At 65.1% G+C, this 16640-nt stretch carries 11 protein-coding genes and 3 rRNA genes; 11 read left to right on the top strand and 3 right to left on the bottom strand.

Annotated elements, in window-relative coordinates; genetic code table 11:
- Window positions 1-2: 2 nt before the first annotated feature.
- Window positions 3-998 carry a tryptophan--tRNA ligase gene (trpS, locus tag FBY35_RS15570; RefSeq protein WP_142214364.1) on the bottom strand — a complete coding sequence of 332 codons (996 nt, stop codon included), beginning with the start codon at window positions 996-998 and terminating at the stop codon, window positions 3-5.
- A gap of 831 nt (window positions 999-1829) precedes the next feature.
- On the opposite strand from trpS, the gene FBY35_RS15560 reads away from it, so the two are divergent.
- From FBY35_RS15560 to FBY35_RS15510, 11 genes are all read left to right on the top strand, one after another.
- Window positions 1830-3355 (top strand): 16S ribosomal RNA (locus FBY35_RS15560).
- A 300-nt stretch (window positions 3356-3655) separates the two neighbouring features.
- Window positions 3656-6779, top strand: a 23S ribosomal RNA gene (locus FBY35_RS15555).
- A gap of 92 nt (window positions 6780-6871) precedes the next feature.
- Window positions 6872-6988: ribosomal RNA gene (gene rrf, locus FBY35_RS15550) — 5S ribosomal RNA — on the top strand.
- The 16S, 23S and 5S rRNA genes sit together here, the layout of an rRNA operon.
- A 93-nt stretch (window positions 6989-7081) precedes the next feature.
- Window positions 7082-7726 (top strand): HAD family phosphatase, encoded by a 645-nt coding sequence (locus FBY35_RS15545; RefSeq protein ID WP_142214363.1) that lies wholly within the window; start codon window positions 7082-7084, stop codon window positions 7724-7726.
- A 43-nt stretch (window positions 7727-7769) separates the two neighbouring features.
- Window positions 7770-9005 carry an MFS transporter gene (locus tag FBY35_RS15540; RefSeq protein ID WP_186356944.1) on the top strand — a complete coding sequence of 412 codons (1236 nt, stop codon included), beginning with the start codon at window positions 7770-7772 and terminating at the stop codon, window positions 9003-9005.
- A complete protein-coding gene (locus FBY35_RS15535; RefSeq protein WP_186356943.1) occupies window positions 8956-10131 on the top strand; it encodes an acetoin utilization protein AcuC in 1176 nt (391 codons plus the stop codon). Before FBY35_RS15540 ends, FBY35_RS15535 begins: the two co-directional genes overlap by 50 nt.
- Window positions 10132-10235: 104 nt before the next feature.
- Complete coding sequence (locus tag FBY35_RS15530; protein ID WP_142214362.1) at window positions 10236-11051, top strand: phosphatase; 816 nt, start codon at window positions 10236-10238, stop codon at window positions 11049-11051.
- Window positions 11052-11179: 128 nt separating this feature from the next.
- The gene (locus tag FBY35_RS15525; protein ID WP_014046653.1) at window positions 11180-11392 is read left to right on the top strand and encodes a helix-turn-helix domain-containing protein; all 213 of its coding nucleotides are present in this window, start codon (window positions 11180-11182) and stop codon (window positions 11390-11392) included.
- Window positions 11393-11514: 122 nt separating this feature from the next.
- Window positions 11515-11613, top strand: coding sequence for a 30S ribosomal protein bS22 (locus tag FBY35_RS15520; protein ID WP_003948845.1), 99 nt, complete (start codon window positions 11515-11517; stop codon window positions 11611-11613).
- Between the two features lie 180 nt (window positions 11614-11793).
- Window positions 11794-12873: an NAD-dependent epimerase/dehydratase family protein gene (locus tag FBY35_RS15515; RefSeq protein ID WP_142214360.1), complete on the top strand. Its 1080-nt coding sequence runs from the start codon at window positions 11794-11796 to the stop codon at window positions 12871-12873.
- A 15-nt stretch (window positions 12874-12888) separates the two neighbouring features.
- The gene (locus FBY35_RS15510; RefSeq protein WP_142214359.1) at window positions 12889-13947 is read left to right on the top strand and encodes a lysophospholipid acyltransferase family protein; all 1059 of its coding nucleotides are present in this window, start codon (window positions 12889-12891) and stop codon (window positions 13945-13947) included.
- A 108-nt stretch (window positions 13948-14055) separates the two neighbouring features.
- Here the strand turns inward: FBY35_RS15510 and FBY35_RS15505 are convergent, their stop codons facing one another.
- Both FBY35_RS15505 and FBY35_RS15500 read right to left on the bottom strand, forming a co-directional pair.
- Complete coding sequence (locus tag FBY35_RS15505; RefSeq protein ID WP_142214358.1) at window positions 14056-15228, bottom strand: DUF5667 domain-containing protein; 1173 nt, start codon at window positions 15226-15228, stop codon at window positions 14056-14058.
- A gap of 219 nt (window positions 15229-15447) precedes the next feature.
- Window positions 15448-16296, bottom strand: coding sequence for an ECF subfamily RNA polymerase sigma factor, BldN family (locus tag FBY35_RS15500; protein WP_142214357.1), 849 nt, complete (start codon window positions 16294-16296; stop codon window positions 15448-15450).
- Window positions 16297-16640 lie beyond the last annotated feature (344 nt).

Raw genomic sequence — 16640 nt, 5'->3', positions numbered from 1 at the left:
CGCTACCCGGGCAGCAGCCCGATCGCCCGATAGGCGGCATCAACTCTCGGCCTGGCCATTCCCCTGGCCCGCTCTGCTGCCGACTTCAGCACGCCGTCGACATATCCCGGATCCGCCGCCAGCTCGGCATGCCGCTCCCGGACCGGCCGCAGCAGTTCCACCACCGCCTCGGCCGTGTCCTTCTTCAAAGCCCCGTACGACGGATACGCACCGGCCAGCTCGACGGGGTTCCCACCTTCACAGGCCGCCAGGATTTCGAGCAGATTCGCGACACCCGGCCTCGCCGCACGGTCGTACTCGACCTCGCGCCCGCTGTCCGTCACCGCCCGCATGATCTTCTTGCGGACGACATCGGCATCGTCGAGCAGATAGACGATCCCCGCCCCGGCCGCGTGCGACTTCCCCATCTTCGACGTCGGGTCCTGCAGATCCATGACCCGCGCGGCCACGGGCGGATGCGTCGCCCTGGGCACGGTGAACGTGTGCCCGTACCGCTGGTTGAACCGCACCGCCAGATCCCGGGTCAGCTCCACATGCTGTGTCTGGTCGTCCCCCACGGGCACCTCGTCGGTCCCATAGGCCAGGATGTCCGCCGCCATCAGCACCGGATAGGTCAGCAGCGACAGCCGCACACTCTGCCCGGCCGCCCGCGCCTGCGCGGCCTTCTCCTTGTACTGGATCATGCGGCGCAGCTCACCGTCCGTGGCAGTGCACTCCAGCAGATACGACAGCCGCGCGTGCTCGTCCACATGACTCTGCACGAAAACGAGGCACAGCTCCGGATCCAGCCCGGCCGCCAGCATCAGCGTGGCGGCCTGACGACTGAGTCTGCGCACCCGGGCCGGATCGTGCTCGACGGTCAGCGCATGCAGATCGACCACGCTGAACAACGCGTCCGATTGATGCTGATCCACGTCGACCCACCGGCGCAGCGCCCCGAGGTAGTTGCCCAGCGTCAGATGCCCCGTGGGCTTGATCCCGCTGAAGATCCGAGTCATTCCGCTCTCCGTCTCCTGTCGGAGCCGCCGCCACCAGCGGCCGGACTCCCGTAGGGAGAAACGCGAACGGCCGCCGTAGCGGCGGCCGTCTAGTGCATGCGTAAGTGCCGGCCGCCTCAGGCGGCCCACCACTGAAGGAAGCACCTACGCATAGTCATGCGAACGAGAGTACGCTGGCAGGCACCAGGTTGACAGCGGATTCCCAGATCCGTACTGTTCTCCGAGTTGTCCGGCGTGAGCACCGACTTCGGCCGGTCCCGGGACAACCATTCCGCAAGATCCACTTCAGCAAGCGACCTCCTGTCGCCCGGCTTTCCGTGCGCTTTTGCGAAATGAGGAATCGGCGTTCGAACGGACGCAGCCCCGATTAGCGTCGGGGACAAGGATTCCGCTAAAGTCTCACTCGTCGGAACGGCTCAACGGCCGGAAAGGCATCCCGAGTTCGACCGGGAATCAGGCCCGAAAGGATCTGGTAGAGTCGGAATCGCCGGAAAGCCGAAAGGCCGCAAAGCGAAGAACCCGCCGACGGGGAATCGGACACGAAAGAGTCTGATAGAGTCGGAAACGCAAGACCGAAGGGAAGCGCCCGGAGGAAAGCCCGTGAGGGTGAGTACGAAGGAAGCGTCCGTTCCTTGAGAACTCAACAGCGTGCCAAAAGTCAACGCCAGATTGACAACCCCGGCCCATTTCGGTGGGTTGGAGGTTCCTTTGAAAGTCCTGTCGGCCCTTGTGGCGGGCAGGCGAAAACACAGCGAGGACGCTGTGGACGACTGGTCTTATTCCGACTGGTTGTCCCGCTCTTGTGGTGTTGAACCCGATTACGGGTAAACATTCATGGAGAGTTTGATCCTGGCTCAGGACGAACGCTGGCGGCGTGCTTAACACATGCAAGTCGAACGATGAAGCCCTTCGGGGTGGATTAGTGGCGAACGGGTGAGTAACACGTGGGCAATCTGCCCTTCACTCTGGGACAAGCCCTGGAAACGGGGTCTAATACCGGATACCACCTCCCGAGGCATCTTGGGGGGTTGAAAGCTCCGGCGGTGAAGGATGAGCCCGCGGCCTATCAGCTTGTTGGTGGGGTGATGGCCTACCAAGGCGACGACGGGTAGCCGGCCTGAGAGGGCGACCGGCCACACTGGGACTGAGACACGGCCCAGACTCCTACGGGAGGCAGCAGTGGGGAATATTGCACAATGGGCGAAAGCCTGATGCAGCGACGCCGCGTGAGGGATGACGGCCTTCGGGTTGTAAACCTCTTTCAGCAGGGAAGAAGCGCAAGTGACGGTACCTGCAGAAGAAGCGCCGGCTAACTACGTGCCAGCAGCCGCGGTAATACGTAGGGCGCAAGCGTTGTCCGGAATTATTGGGCGTAAAGAGCTCGTAGGCGGCTTGTCACGTCGGATGTGAAAGCCCGGGGCTTAACCCCGGGTCTGCATTCGATACGGGCTGGCTAGAGTGTGGTAGGGGAGATCGGAATTCCTGGTGTAGCGGTGAAATGCGCAGATATCAGGAGGAACACCGGTGGCGAAGGCGGATCTCTGGGCCATTACTGACGCTGAGGAGCGAAAGCGTGGGGAGCGAACAGGATTAGATACCCTGGTAGTCCACGCCGTAAACGTTGGGAACTAGGTGTTGGCGACATTCCACGTCGTCGGTGCCGCAGCTAACGCATTAAGTTCCCCGCCTGGGGAGTACGGCCGCAAGGCTAAAACTCAAAGGAATTGACGGGGGCCCGCACAAGCAGCGGAGCATGTGGCTTAATTCGACGCAACGCGAAGAACCTTACCAAGGCTTGACATATACCGGAAAGCATCAGAGATGGTGCCCCCCTTGTGGTCGGTATACAGGTGGTGCATGGCTGTCGTCAGCTCGTGTCGTGAGATGTTGGGTTAAGTCCCGCAACGAGCGCAACCCTTGTTCTGTGTTGCCAGCATGCCCTTCGGGGTGATGGGGACTCACAGGAGACTGCCGGGGTCAACTCGGAGGAAGGTGGGGACGACGTCAAGTCATCATGCCCCTTATGTCTTGGGCTGCACACGTGCTACAATGGCCGGTACAAAGAGCTGCGATGCCGCGAGGCGGAGCGAATCTCAAAAAGCCGGTCTCAGTTCGGATTGGGGTCTGCAACTCGACCCCATGAAGTCGGAGTTGCTAGTAATCGCAGATCAGCATTGCTGCGGTGAATACGTTCCCGGGCCTTGTACACACCGCCCGTCACGTCACGAAAGTCGGTAACACCCGAAGCCGGTGGCCCAACCCCTTGTGGGAGGGAGCTGTCGAAGGTGGGACTGGCGATTGGGACGAAGTCGTAACAAGGTAGCCGTACCGGAAGGTGCGGCTGGATCACCTCCTTTCTAAGGAGCACTTCTCACCAGACCCCGGTCTGGTCAGAGGCCAGTACACCGGCGCACGTCCGGTGCTGGTAGCTCATGGGTGGAACGTTGACTATTCGGCACGGTTTCAGGGCTTCACTAGTACTGCTTCGGCGTGGAACGTGTGGTCAGGGGATCGTGTCGGGCGCGCTGTTGGGTGTCTGAGGGTGCGAGCGTGAGCTCGTCCTTCGGGATGCCGGCCCCGGTGAACTCGCCCTGTTGGGTGGGGTGGTGGGTGGCTGGTCGTTGCTTGAGAACTGCACAGTGGACGCGAGCATCTGTGGCCAAGTTTTTAAGGGCGCACGGTGGATGCCTTGGCACCAGGAACCGATGAAGGACGTGGGAGGCCACGATAGTCCCCGGGGAGCCGTCAACCAGGCTTTGATCCGGGGGTTTCCGAATGGGGAAACCCGGCAGTCGTCATGGGCTGTCACCCGCTGCTGAACACATAGGCAGTGTGGAGGGAACGAGGGGAAGTGAAACATCTCAGTACCCTCAGGAAGAGAAAACAACCGTGATTCCGGGAGTAGTGGCGAGCGAAACCGGATGAGGCCAAACCGTATGCGTGTGATACCCGGCAGGGGTTGCGCATACGGGGTTGTGGGATCTCTTTTTCATTGTCTGCCGGCGATGAGACGAGTCAGAAACCGTTGATGTAGGCGAAGGACATGCGAAAGGTCCGGCGTAGAGGGTAAGACCCCCGTAGCTGAAACGTCAGCGGCTCGTTTAAGAGACACCCAAGTAGCACGGGGCCCGAGAAATCCCGTGTGAATCTGGCGGGACCACCCGTTAAGCCTAAATATTCCCTGGTGACCGATAGCGGATAGTACCGTGAGGGAATGGTGAAAAGTACCGCGGGAGCGGAGTGAAATAGTACCTGAAACCGTGTGCCTACAAGCCGTGGGAGCGTCGCGTGCAGAGCTTGCTCTGTGCGTCGTGACTGCGTGCCTTTTGAAGAATGAGCCTGCGAGTTTGCGGTGTGTTGCGAGGTTAACCCGTGTGGGGAAGCCGTAGCGAAAGCGAGTCCGAACAGGGCGGTTTAGTAGCGCGCTCAAGACCCGAAGCGGAGTGATCTAGCCATGGGCAGGTTGAAGCGGAGGTAAGACTTCGTGGAGGACCGAACCCACCAGGGTTGAAAACCTGGGGGATGACCTGTGGTTAGGGGTGAAAGGCCAATCAAACTCCGTGATAGCTGGTTCTCCCCGAAATGCATTTAGGTGCAGCGTCGTGTGTTTCTTGCCGGAGGTAGAGCACTGGATAGGCGATGGGCCCTACCGGGTTACTGACCTTAGCCAAACTCCGAATGCCGGTAAGTGAGAGCGCGGCAGTGAGACTGTGGGGGATAAGCTCCATGGTCGAGAGGGAAACAGCCCAGAGCATCGACTAAGGCCCCTAAGCGTACGCTAAGTGGGAAAGGATGTGGAGTCGCAGAGACAACCAGGAGGTTGGCTTAGAAGCAGCCACCCTTGAAAGAGTGCGTAATAGCTCACTGGTCAAGTGATTCCGCGCCGACAATGTAGCGGGGCTCAAGCGTACCGCCGAAGTCGTGTCATTCACACATGATCCCCAACGGGAGTGTGGATGGGTAGGGGAGCGTCGTGTGCCGGGTGAAGCCGCCGCGTAAGCGAGTGGTGGACGGTTCACGAGTGAGAATGCAGGCATGAGTAGCGATACACACGTGAGAAACGTGTGCGCCGATTGACTAAGGGTTCCTGGGTCAAGCTGATCTGCCCAGGGTAAGTCGGGACCTAAGGCGAGGCCGACAGGCGTAGTCGATGGACAACCGGTTGATATTCCGGTACCCGCTTTGAAACGCCCAGTACTGAACCCTCTGATGCTAAGGCCGTGAAGCCGTCCTGGATCCTTCGGGTGAAGGGGAGTGGTGGAGCCGCCGGTCCAAGGTGGTAGTAGGTAAGCGATGGGGTGACGCAGGAAGGTAGTCCAGCCCGGGCGGTGGTTGTCCCGGGGTAAGGGTGTAGGCCGTGTGATAGGCAAATCCGTCACACATTGAGGCTGAGACCTGATGCCGAGCCGATTGTGGTGAAGTGGATGATCCTATGCTGTCGAGAAAAGCCTCTAGCGAGTTTCATGGCGGCCCGTACCCTAAACCGACTCAGGTGGTCAGGTAGAGAATACCGAGGCGTTCGGGTGAACTATGGTTAAGGAACTCGGCAAAATGCCCCCGTAACTTCGGGAGAAGGGGGGCCATCTTTGGTGATCGGACGTGCTCCGTGAGCTGGGGGTGGCCGCAGAGACCAGCGAGAAGCGACTGTTTACTAAAAACACAGGTCCGTGCGAAGCCGTAAGGCGATGTATACGGACTGACGCCTGCCCGGTGCTGGAACGTTAAGGGGACCGGTTAGTCACATTTCGGTGTGGCGAAGCTGAGAACTTAAGCGCCAGTAAACGGCGGTGGTAACTATAACCATCCTAAGGTAGCGAAATTCCTTGTCGGGTAAGTTCCGACCTGCACGAATGGCGTAACGACTTCTCGACTGTCTCAACCATAGGCCCGGTGAAATTGCACTACGAGTAAAGATGCTCGTTTCGCGCAGCAGGACGGAAAGACCCCGGGACCTTTACTACAGTTTGATATTGGTGTTCGGTTCGGCTTGTGTAGGATAGGTGGGAGACTGTGAAGCTTGGACGCCAGTTCAGGTGGAGTCGTCGTTGAAATACCACTCTGGTCGTGCTGGATGTCTAACCTGGGTCCGTGATCCGGATCAGGGACAGTGTCTGATGGGTAGTTTAACTGGGGCGGTTGCCTCCCAAAGGGTAACGGAGGCGCCCAAAGGTTCCCTCAGCCTGGTTGGCAATCAGGTGTTGAGTGTAAGTGCACAAGGGAGCTTGACTGTGAGACCGACGGGTCGAGCAGGGACGAAAGTCGGGACTAGTGATCCGGCGGTGGCTTGTGGAAGCGCCGTCGCTCAACGGATAAAAGGTACCCCGGGGATAACAGGCTGATCTTCCCCAAGAGTCCATATCGACGGGATGGTTTGGCACCTCGATGTCGGCTCGTCGCATCCTGGGGCTGGAGTCGGTCCCAAGGGTTGGGCTGTTCGCCCATTAAAGCGGTACGCGAGCTGGGTTTAGAACGTCGTGAGACAGTTCGGTCCCTATCCGCTGTGCGCGTAGGAGTCTTGAGAAGGGCTGTCCCTAGTACGAGAGGACCGGGACGGACGAACCTCTGGTGTGCCAGTTGTCCTGCCAAGGGCATGGCTGGTTGGCTACGTTCGGAAAGGATAACCGCTGAAAGCATCTAAGCGGGAAGCCTGCTTCGAGATGAGGACTCCCACCCCCTTTGAGGGGTTAAGGCTCCCAGTAGACGACTGGGTTGATAGGCCAGATGTGGAAGCCCCGCAAGGGGTGGAGCTGACTGGTACTAATAGGCCGAGGGCTTGTCCTCAGTTGCTCGCGTCCACTGTGTCAGTTCTGAAGTAACGAACTGTCGAGTCCCCCCTGGCCGGGGGATTCCGGTGTCGGATATCTTCATAGTGTTTCGGTGGTCATTGCGTTAGGGAAACGCCCGGTTACATTCCGAACCCGGAAGCTAAGCCTTTCAGCGCCGATGGTACTGCAGGGGGGACCCTGTGGGAGAGTAGGACGCCGCCGAACAATCTTTAGCCTCAACCCCCGGACTCTGTCCGGGGGTTGAGGCATTTTTGCGTTGTACGTCATGAGTGCGGGACAGCCCTTTAGGCTGAGGGCATGCGCTATGACCTCGTCATTTTCGACAACGACGGTGTGCTCGTCGACAGCGAGCCCATCTCCAACACCATCCTCGCCGGATATCTGACCGAGCTTGGGCACCCCACCTCGTACGAGGACTCCCTGCGGGACTACATGGGGGCCGCTGTGCACCGCGTACACGACACCGTCCTGGAACGGACCGGGCAGACGCTCCCCGCGGATTTTGACGAGACCCTGCACGCTCGCGTCTTTGCCGCCTTCGAGCGGGAGTTGGTCGCCGTCGACGGTGTCACGGAGGTGCTGGAGAAGCTGGTCGCGGACGAGGTGCCGTACTGTGTCGCGTCGTCCGGGAGTCATCAGCGGATCCGGGTCGGGCACCGTAAGACCGGGCTGGACCGGTTGTTCGAGGACGGGACGGTGTTCAGCGCACAGGATGTCGGGCGGGGAAAGCCGGCGCCGGACCTGTTTCTGCACGCCGCCGAGCGGATGGGGGTCGCGCCGGAGCGGTGCGTCGTCGTGGAGGACAGTCCCCTCGGGGTGGCGGCGGCCAGGGCGGCCGGGATGGATGTGTACGGGTTCACGGCGATGACCGCGGCCGAGAGACTGGCGGGGGCCAAGGGGCACTTCGGGGACATGGCGGAACTGCCCGCATTGCTTGTGTGATCGATCTACCCATGGGTAGATGAGCGGCCTACGCTGTCCGGCCATGACAGATGCGCGGTTGCGGCACGGGCGTGCCTCCTTGGCGTTGAGCTTTTTCGCGCAGGGAGTGGCGTTCGCGCTGCTCGTGACGCGCATACCGGCGATCCAGGACCGGTACGGGATATCCGACGGGCTGCTGCCCGCCTTTCTCGCGGCCGTGCCGGTGCTCGCCGGGGTGGCGAGTGTCGCCACCGAACGGCTGGTCCGGCGGGTCTCCCCGAGTGCGGTGCTCCGGTGGGCGCAGCCTGTCGTGCTGCTGGCGCTGCTCGGAGTCGCGGCGGGTGACGAGGTGTGGCAGGCGGCGCTCGCGCTCGGGGTGTTCGGGCTGGCGGTGGGTGCGCTCGACGCGTCCATGAACATGCTCGGGGTGAGTCTGCAGAGCGCGTACAGGCGCAGCATCATGCTCGGTTTCCACGCGGCGTACAGCCTCGGCGGGATCGCGGGAGCCTCGCTCGCGTGGGCCGGGGCGCACTGGCATCTCTCGCTGCTTGTCTCGTATCTGCCGGTCGTGGGTGTGCTGTTGCCCGTCGCGTTGATCGGCAGCCGGTGGTACGCGGACGGGGAGCGGGGCGGGCCGGTCCAGGCCGCGGGCGAGAAGAAGCCGGCGGGGGTCGCGTTCACACTGCTGCTGCCCCTCTGCCTGGTGATGAGCTTCGCGTACATCGGGGACTCGACGGTCTCCAACTGGAGCGCGAAGTATCTGCAGGACGTGCTGGGCAGCTCGGAGGAGCTGGCGACCGTTCCCTACAACGCCTATATGGTCACGACGCTGCTCGGGCGGGCCGTCGGGGATCTGGGGGTGCGGCGGTTCGGGGCGGTGGCCGTGGTCCGGTGCGGGACGGTGCTGGCGGCGGCCGGGTTCGGGGTGGTGGCCGTGGCGCCGGGGGCCTGGCTGGGGATTGGCGGGTTCACGATGCTGGGGCTCGGGCTGTGTGTGATCGTGCCGCAGACCTTTGCGGCGGCGGGGCGCCGGGCTGTCGAGAGTGGTGGTCCGGCGGCGAGCGACGCCGCGGTGGCGCGGCTGAATGTGTTCAACTATGTGGGGTTTTTGATCGGTTCGCCGTTGGTGGGGGCGCTCGGGGACGCGTGGAGCTACCGGTGGGCGATGGTCGTGCCGATGGTGTTGGTGCTGGTGACCCTGCGGTATGCCAAGTCGTTCGACGCGCAACAAGCCGGATACCGTGGCGTTCATGAGCGGCCGCGGGTTGTTGATGTGGGACGAGGCGGTAACGAAGTATGACTTCGGGGACGGCCATCCGATGGATCCGGTGCGCCTTGCGCTGACCATGGGGTTGGTGCGGGCTTACGGGCTGGATCGCGTCGTCGATGTGGTGTCGGCGAAGCCGGCCGGGGACTCGACCCTGCGGCTCGTGCACCGCGAGGACTATGTGGCGGCGGTGCGGGCCGCGTCGGCCGATCCGCGCGCGGCGGATCAGGCGTACGGGCTGGGGACTCCCGACGATCCCGCATTCGCAGGGATGCACGAGGCGTCGGCACTGATCGCGGGGCAGTCCGTGGGGGCCGCGGAGGCGGTGTGGCGCGGGGAGGCGACGCACGCGGTGAATTTCGCGGGCGGGCTGCATCATGCGATGCCGGGGTCGGCGGCCGGATTCTGCATCTACAACGACGCGTCGCTGGCGATCGCGCGGCTGCTGGAGCTGGGGGCCGAGCGGGTCGCGTACGTGGACGTCGACGTGCATCACGGGGACGGGGTGCAGGCGGCGTTCTGGGACGACCCGCGGGTGCTGACGATCTCGCTGCACGAGCATCCCCGGATGCTGTTTCCCGGGACCGGGTGGCCGGAGGAGACGGGCGGGCCGGGGGCCGGTGAGGGTTCGGCCGTGAACGTGGCGCTGCCGGCAGGGACGGGGGACGCGGGGTGGCTCCGGGCGTTCCACGCGGTGGTGCCGGAGCTGCTGGCGGACTTCCGGCCGCAGGTGCTGGTGACGCAGCACGGGGCCGATACGCACTTCGAGGATCCGCTGGCGCATCTGGCGGTGTCGCTGGACGCGCAGAGAATGGTGCAGGAGTCGTGCCACGCGTTGGCCCACGAGTGCGTCGAGGACGGGCGGTGGGTGGCGCTCGGGGGCGGTGGTTACGCGGTGGTGGATGTCGTACCGCGGTCGTGGACGCACCTGGTGGGCATCGCGGGGCATGCGCCGGTGGACCCGGAGTCGGTGATCCCGTCGTCGTGGCGGGACGAGGTGTATGCGCGGACGCGGCAGTTGGGGCCGGGCCGGATGACGGACGGGCTTGAGCCGCAGTGGCGGGCGTGGGAAGAGGGATACGACCCGGCGGACCGGCTGGACCAGGCGGTGCGGGCGACGCGGGGGGCTGTGTTTCCGCTGCGGGGGTTGTTGGCTTAGGGGGTGGGGCGACTGCCCTGCACTCCTGGACTGCTTTACGCCAACTGTGCGGGGTATCCGCCCTTTTGGCCCGGGATTCTTCTTCGTGCGGCAGCATCGACCGCGTGTTGAGTACCGGAGCGCTGCGTGCGCATCTCTTGGCCGCTCGGTTGGCCGGGCCCGTGGCCACCTCGCGGGAGGAGAGCCTGCGCAGTTATCGGCTCTTCGCCGCCAGGGATCCCCGTGTCACCCTCGGGCTCGATCCCGAAGGGGTCTGGGGCGAGCGGGACTTGATCGCGTTGATGGCCGAGAAGTGCGGGGTCTCCGGCGATCCCGCGCATGTCGCCGGGCCGGATGTGATTGATCCCGAGCGGACTCTGAGTGCGCTCAGGGCCTTTGCCGAGCGGATCGGGGACGTGGCCGCACGGCGCGGGGCCGTGTTGTTCGGGACCGGGCATCCGCATCGGCTGCTCGGGTTCTACGCCGGGCTGGCAGACGCATTGTCGGCAGTGGGATGCGAAGTCCTCACACCCGCGCAGGGGCGATGTGTCGACATAACGACCCGGTTCGGCGTACGCACGTACAACCTTGAGTACGTACGAGGCGTCGCGCTGGTGAGGGAACCCGGAGTGCAGGGCGCCGCCAGTGCCACCGGCGCGCACACCCACTCGCCGCTGCCGGTTCGGGCTGCCCTGGAGGGTGTCGTGCAGGGCGGCGGGCCGCTGCCCGAGCTGGTCGTCGGGGACCATGGCTGGGTCTGCGGAGCAGGTCAGCTGGGGATCGAGGCCATCGGCCTGGCCGATACGGATGATCCGGCCTTGTTCGTCGGCGAGGCCGAGGGGCGCGTGTCCGTCGCCGTTCCGCTTGATGACGCTGTGCGGTCTGATTACTACCGACCGCTGACTCGCTATGTACTCAATCGAGCGTGTCTGTCACAGTAGGCGGCCGATGGCTGCTCCTCTTCCCCACTCGCATCACCCGCCCCTAGTCTGGGGAGTGAGCGCACAGCGACGAAGAGTCACCGGAGGGGAAGCCGGTGTGCGTCGTGTGCGGAAGGTACAGGTGGGTCATGGCTGCTGGCAGCGAGAGGCCTCTCAATGAGGTCAAGTTTCTTACCGTGGCGGAAGTCGCCTCGGTAATGCGAGTGTCGAAGATGACGGTGTATCGCTTGGTACACAGCGGTCATCTGCCGGCGATCCGGGTGGGCAGGTCCTTCCGGGTTCCGGAGCAAGCAGTTCACGAGTACCTCCGCGAATCCTTCGTGGGGGTGGAATCGGCATAGCCGGAGCCGGTCGGTTCCCCTCGGATTACGGGCTCGGAGCTCGGGCGGGTAGGCTAGGCCGACGTAGGTCGTGTGGGCCCAGACGCCCCGCACCGAGTGAAGAGAAGTGAGCGAGGGTAGTCGTGGGCTCTGTTATCAAGAAGCGGCGCAAGCGGATGGCTAAGAAGAAGCACCGCAAGCTGCTCAAGCGCACCCGCGTTCAGCGTCGCAACAAGAAGTAAGCGACAGCTGTTCGTGTCGCCGCGGCCCTCCCACCAGCACGGTGGGAGGGCCGCGGTGGTTTTCGGCCCGCTGGTAAAAGTGCGTCGCGTGGTCATCACAGGGCAACACCGAACCGCTACGGTGACGCGTGAGAGTGGGACCTAGGCGGACCTAGGCGGACCTATGGGAAGGCGCTGATCTTGGGGAAGGTCGTGCTCGTCACCGGAGTGGCCCGGCAGCTCGGAGGCCGTCTCGTACGGCGCATCCAGCGGGATCCCGAGGTGGACCGGGTCATTGGCGTCGATGCGGTGGGGCCTCAGCACCATCTCGGTGGGGCAGATTTCGTCCGAGCGGACATTCGCCAGCCCGCAATAGGGCGTGTACTGGCCGAGCACGACGTCGACACGGTCGTCCATATGGACGTCACCGGTACACCACTGGGCGCGGGCGGCCGGACGACGGTCAAGGAGACCAATGTCATCGGCACCATGCAGCTTCTCGGCGCCTGCCAGAAGTCGCCGACCGTCAAGCGGCTGGTGATCAAGTCCAGTACGAGCGTGTACGGCTCGGCTCCCCGCGATCCGGCGGTCTTCACCGAGACCACCCCGCCCAAGTCCCTGCCGAGCGGAGGCTTCGCGAAGGACGCGGTGGAGGTCGAGGGCTACGTACGCGGATTCGCGCGGCGGCGGCCCGATGTGGCGGTCTGCGTGCTGCGTTTCGCGAACATCCTCGGGCCGTGCGCGGACTCCCCGCTCGCCGAGTTCTTCTCACTGCCCGTCATGCCGACCGTGTTCGGCTACGACCCTCGGCTGCAGTTCGTCCACGAGGACGATGTGATCGACGTGCTTCGGATCGCCCTGCACGAGCCGCGTCGCGGGACGCTCAACAGCGGCACGTTCAATATCGCGGGCGACGGTGTGCTGCTGCTCTCGCAGTGCTCACGGCGGCTGGGGCGGCCCACGATGCCGGTCCTGCTGCCCGCGGTCACCTGGGTCGGCTCAGCGCTGCGCACGGTCGGTGTCACGGACTTCTCGCCCGAGCAGATCCGGCTGCTCACCCATGGCCGGGTCGTGAGCACCGACCAGATGCGCGAGACACTGGGCTTCAACCCGAAGTACACGACCGCGGAGACCTTCGCGGACTTCGCGCGCAGCCGGGGCCCGGGGCTGCTGCCGCCGGAAGCCCTGGCGAAGGCTGTGGACCAGGTGGCGGCGGCACTGCCTCGCGTGGGCAGTGCGCGTACGAAGGCCACGAAGACGACTCAGAGCGACGCCGAATAAGGAGCGCAGCCAACGATGGCGGACGCCAAGGTCATTCCGTTCGACGACGACCGTTCGCGTAACGGCGCTCAGCGCGCGGCGCGGCGACGCCCTGCGGGGAGCCGCCGGAAGGCCGAGCCCGCGGCGGTACGCGAGGTTCCGGTCAGCCCTGTGCCGGGGCCGCAGGGGGTGCTGAGGGCTTCCGGGGCGCCCGGCGAGGAGTCCGGGGCGCTCCCGCAGCCGGCGGACTCCGGTGGCGGCTGGGAGCGGCGTATCGCGGGCGGGCTGGCGTTTCTGCGCCGGCGGATCACCGGTGACTACGAGGTCGATGAGTTCGGTTACGACAAGGAGCTCACCGATCAGGTCCTGATGTCGATGGTCCGGCCGCTGTACGAGAAGTACTTCCGGGTCGAGGTGAAGGGCATCGAGAACATCCCGTCCGACGGCGGGGCCCTGGTGGTGGCCAACCACTCCGGGACGCTTCCGCTGGACGGGCTGATGATGCAGGTCGCCGTCCATGACAACCACCCGGCGAACCGGCATCTGCGTCTGCTCGCCGCGGATCTGGTCTTCATGCTGCCGGTGGTCAACGAACTGGCCCGAAAGGCCGGGCACACGCTGGCGTGCTCCGAGGACGCCGAGCGGCTGCTCCAGCGCGGCGAGGTCGTCGGGGTGATGCCGGAGGGCTTCAAGGGCATCGGCAAGCCGTTCAGCGACCGCTACAAGCTTCAGCGGTTCGGGCGCGGCGGCTTCGTGTCGACGGCGCTGCGGGCGGGGGCGCCGATCGTGCCGTGCTCGATCGTCGGGGCCGAGGAGATCTACCCGATGCTCGGCAACGCGAAGACTCTCGCGCGGCTGCTGGGGTTCCCGTACTTCCCGATCACGCCGACGTTTCCCTGGCTGGGGCCGCTGGGTGCAGTGCCGCTGCCGACGAAGTGGACGATTCAGTTCGGCGAGCCGATTCCGACGGATGGCTACCCGCCGGAGGCGGCGGAGGATCCGATGCTGATGTTCAACCTCACGGATCAGGTCCGGGAGCAGATCCAGCACACGCTGTACAAGCTGCTGGTGCAGCGCCGGTCCGTGTTTTTCTGACGCCAGTTCTTCTGAGGCCAGCTCTTCCGAGGGACGCTCTCCGACGGACGTCCTGTGACACACGTAGCGGGGAGGGTCGTCCCTCCCCGCTACGCAGAGCCAGTACTGCTAGCCGTTGTCGTCGCTGAAGCCGAGACCCGGCAGGATCCCCGGCAGCAGCGGCGGGATCGTCACATCGGGCTGGGGCGCCGTCGAGGTGTTGCCGGACGGGGAAGCCGAAGCGCCGGTCGCCGGTGGCTCGAGCAGGCCGCCCGTGCTGCCGCCGAGCAGGCCCTCGTCCGCCGTCGTGGTCGAGCCCGACGGGTTGGGCTTGCCGCTGTCGCCCAGCCGGTTGTCGCCCGAGCCGGGTGAGGCCGGTGACGTACGGCCGGGGCCGGAGGTGCGCCCGGAGTCCTGCGTGGAGCCGGACGGCTGGGAGCCGCGGCCCCTCTCCGGGGGACGGGGCAGCAGCGACTCCAGCGGGCCGACTTCTTGGTCTATGGCGTCGAAGGCGGAGTTCACCTCGTCGCCGACGTCGGTCAGCTGGACGGGCAGCCGGTCGCGCAGACCGTTCCACGCGTCGCGGTGGGACCTGGCGAACGAATTGAGCGTCGCCATCGGGCCGAGCGAGCCGTCCCGTTCGTACTCCGCGTGCAGCAGGCGGTGGCCCTCGCTCACGTCGTGCCGCATGCCGTTGAGCGCGCGGCGGACCTCGCCCAGCGATTCGTGGTCCAAGGCGCCCGTGCGGCCCCGCTCCATCAGGCGCCGGGCCTCGTTCAGGCGGGTGGACGCCTGGTCGAGATAGAGCTCGCCGCGGTCGGAGTCGTCGTCCGCCAGGCCGAGCTTGAAATCTTCCATGCCACGCTTCAGCCCGTAGAGCGAGTCACCGGGCAGCGCGTCGGAACTGGCAGCGGCCACCCCGCCGAAGGCTCCCGCGGCTACTCCGACGGTCAAACCGCCGGCTGCGAGGCCCTTCGACCAGCGGGAACGCGGCCGCAATTTCCGGAGCCCGGAGGCGCGATGAGCGCCACGGCCGGTCCGCTGCTCGGGCACCGCGGTGCCCGAGGACGCACCTGCCGAGGAGAACATCTCTTCCATGGCGGCCACGAGCTGTGCTCGCTGTACCACCTTGGCCTCGGGATCCATCTCCGGTCTCGGCAACTCGCCGAGACCGTTCGCCAGAGCCAACAGCTGTCCGTGCTCGGTCGGGTCGGCCGACTCTTCGGACTGCTCGGCCGCCTGATCTTCCAAGGCCTGGGCGAAGGCGCTCGCCCGCCGGTGCGCCGATACGTTCGCGATCACTGGCGGCACCTCCTCTCGTCATGACGATCGACTCCCCTCGGGGTCTGGAGGGTTGCACGCCTTGAGCACATCCACACGATCGAGTGAGTGGCTGCGGACATGGCGTGACCACAGGGAGCCTGCATCCCGCACAACGAGCGTCGCGGCACTTGGGTTACGCGCGAAAGATGATCGGACCAGTGCGTCATCGAGGCGTCACCGATGGTGAGTTGGGGGCCGTCAGCGGGCGTCGTCGGGAAGGAGCCGGGCAAGGGTGCGCACAGCGCGGTACTGGAGGGTCTTGATCGCGCCCTCGTTCTTGCCCATGACCTTGGCGGTCTCGGCGACCGAGAGGCCCTGCAGGAAGCGCAGAGTGACGCACTCCTGCTGCTGGGGGTTGAGCCTGCGCACGGCTTCCAGCAGGGCGGCGTTCGAAAGAGACTCCAGGACGGAGTCCTCAGGGCTGCGCTCGACCTCGTTGGCGTCGAGCATTTCGCCGGTGGTGACCTCCAGCCGGAACCGGCTGGACTTGAAGTGGTCGGCCACCAGGTTGCGGGCGATCGTGACAAGCCAGGCGCCGAAGTCCCGGCCCTGCCAGGTGAAGGTGGAGATTCGGCGCAGGGCGCGCAGGAAAGTCTCGCTGGTGAGGTCCTCCGCCGTCGCCTTTCCGCCGACCCGGTAGTAGATGTAGCGGTAGACGGTGTCGCTGTACTGGTCGTAGAGACGGCCGAAGGCTTCGGCCTCGCCCGCCTGGGCGCGCTCGACCAGTTCCATCATGCGTGCGCTGTCGCTGTCGGCACTGGGCCGGCGGGCGGTGGCCGGGGCGCCGGAACCGCCCCGGCCGCCCCGTCTGCCCACGCCCCGCCCGTCACCCGACCTCCGCCCCTCAACGACAGGGCTGCGCCCCGGCACCTTTTCGATGCCGTCGGCCAGGGCGTAGCAGGGGGCGGCGGGGCCGCTTACGGCAAGGCGGGGCATGGCGAATGCGGGGACGGCGTACGCGGTGGGGACGAAGCCGCGCAAGTGGCCGAGGACCATTGCGCGCAGCGTAGCCAGGCCCGAGGCGTCAACCCCGACGTGTGGGTACACGGGACTCCCAGAGGCAGAGCTTCCATCACGTGCAGTGCGGGACCGTTCACCCGTCGTGGGGACCGGTGGGGTCCGTCATGCGTCTGAGGAGAATAACGCTTCGTACAGGCAGTGCTACACCCAGTTGCTCAAATCGCCGTTTCCGTCGCTTCTGTTACGCCCAAGCGACGCATCAAGTAGCAGATTGTGAACGCTTGTTGATTGAATGGGGTCACGATCTGTCGTATCGAGCGGTGGGTTGTGCCCGCGCCGCGGCAACGGGACTGGCCACGGGCACGCCGGGGCAAGGCCTCCCGAATGGCCGGGGGCGCGCCGCCCGTGCCCGGTGGAAAACCGGGCAGGTG

The organism is Streptomyces sp. SLBN-118 (genome assembly GCF_006715635.1).
Lineage (GTDB): Bacteria > Actinomycetota > Actinomycetes > Streptomycetales > Streptomycetaceae > Streptomyces.
This window is presented reverse-complemented; position numbering and strand designations above follow the sequence as displayed.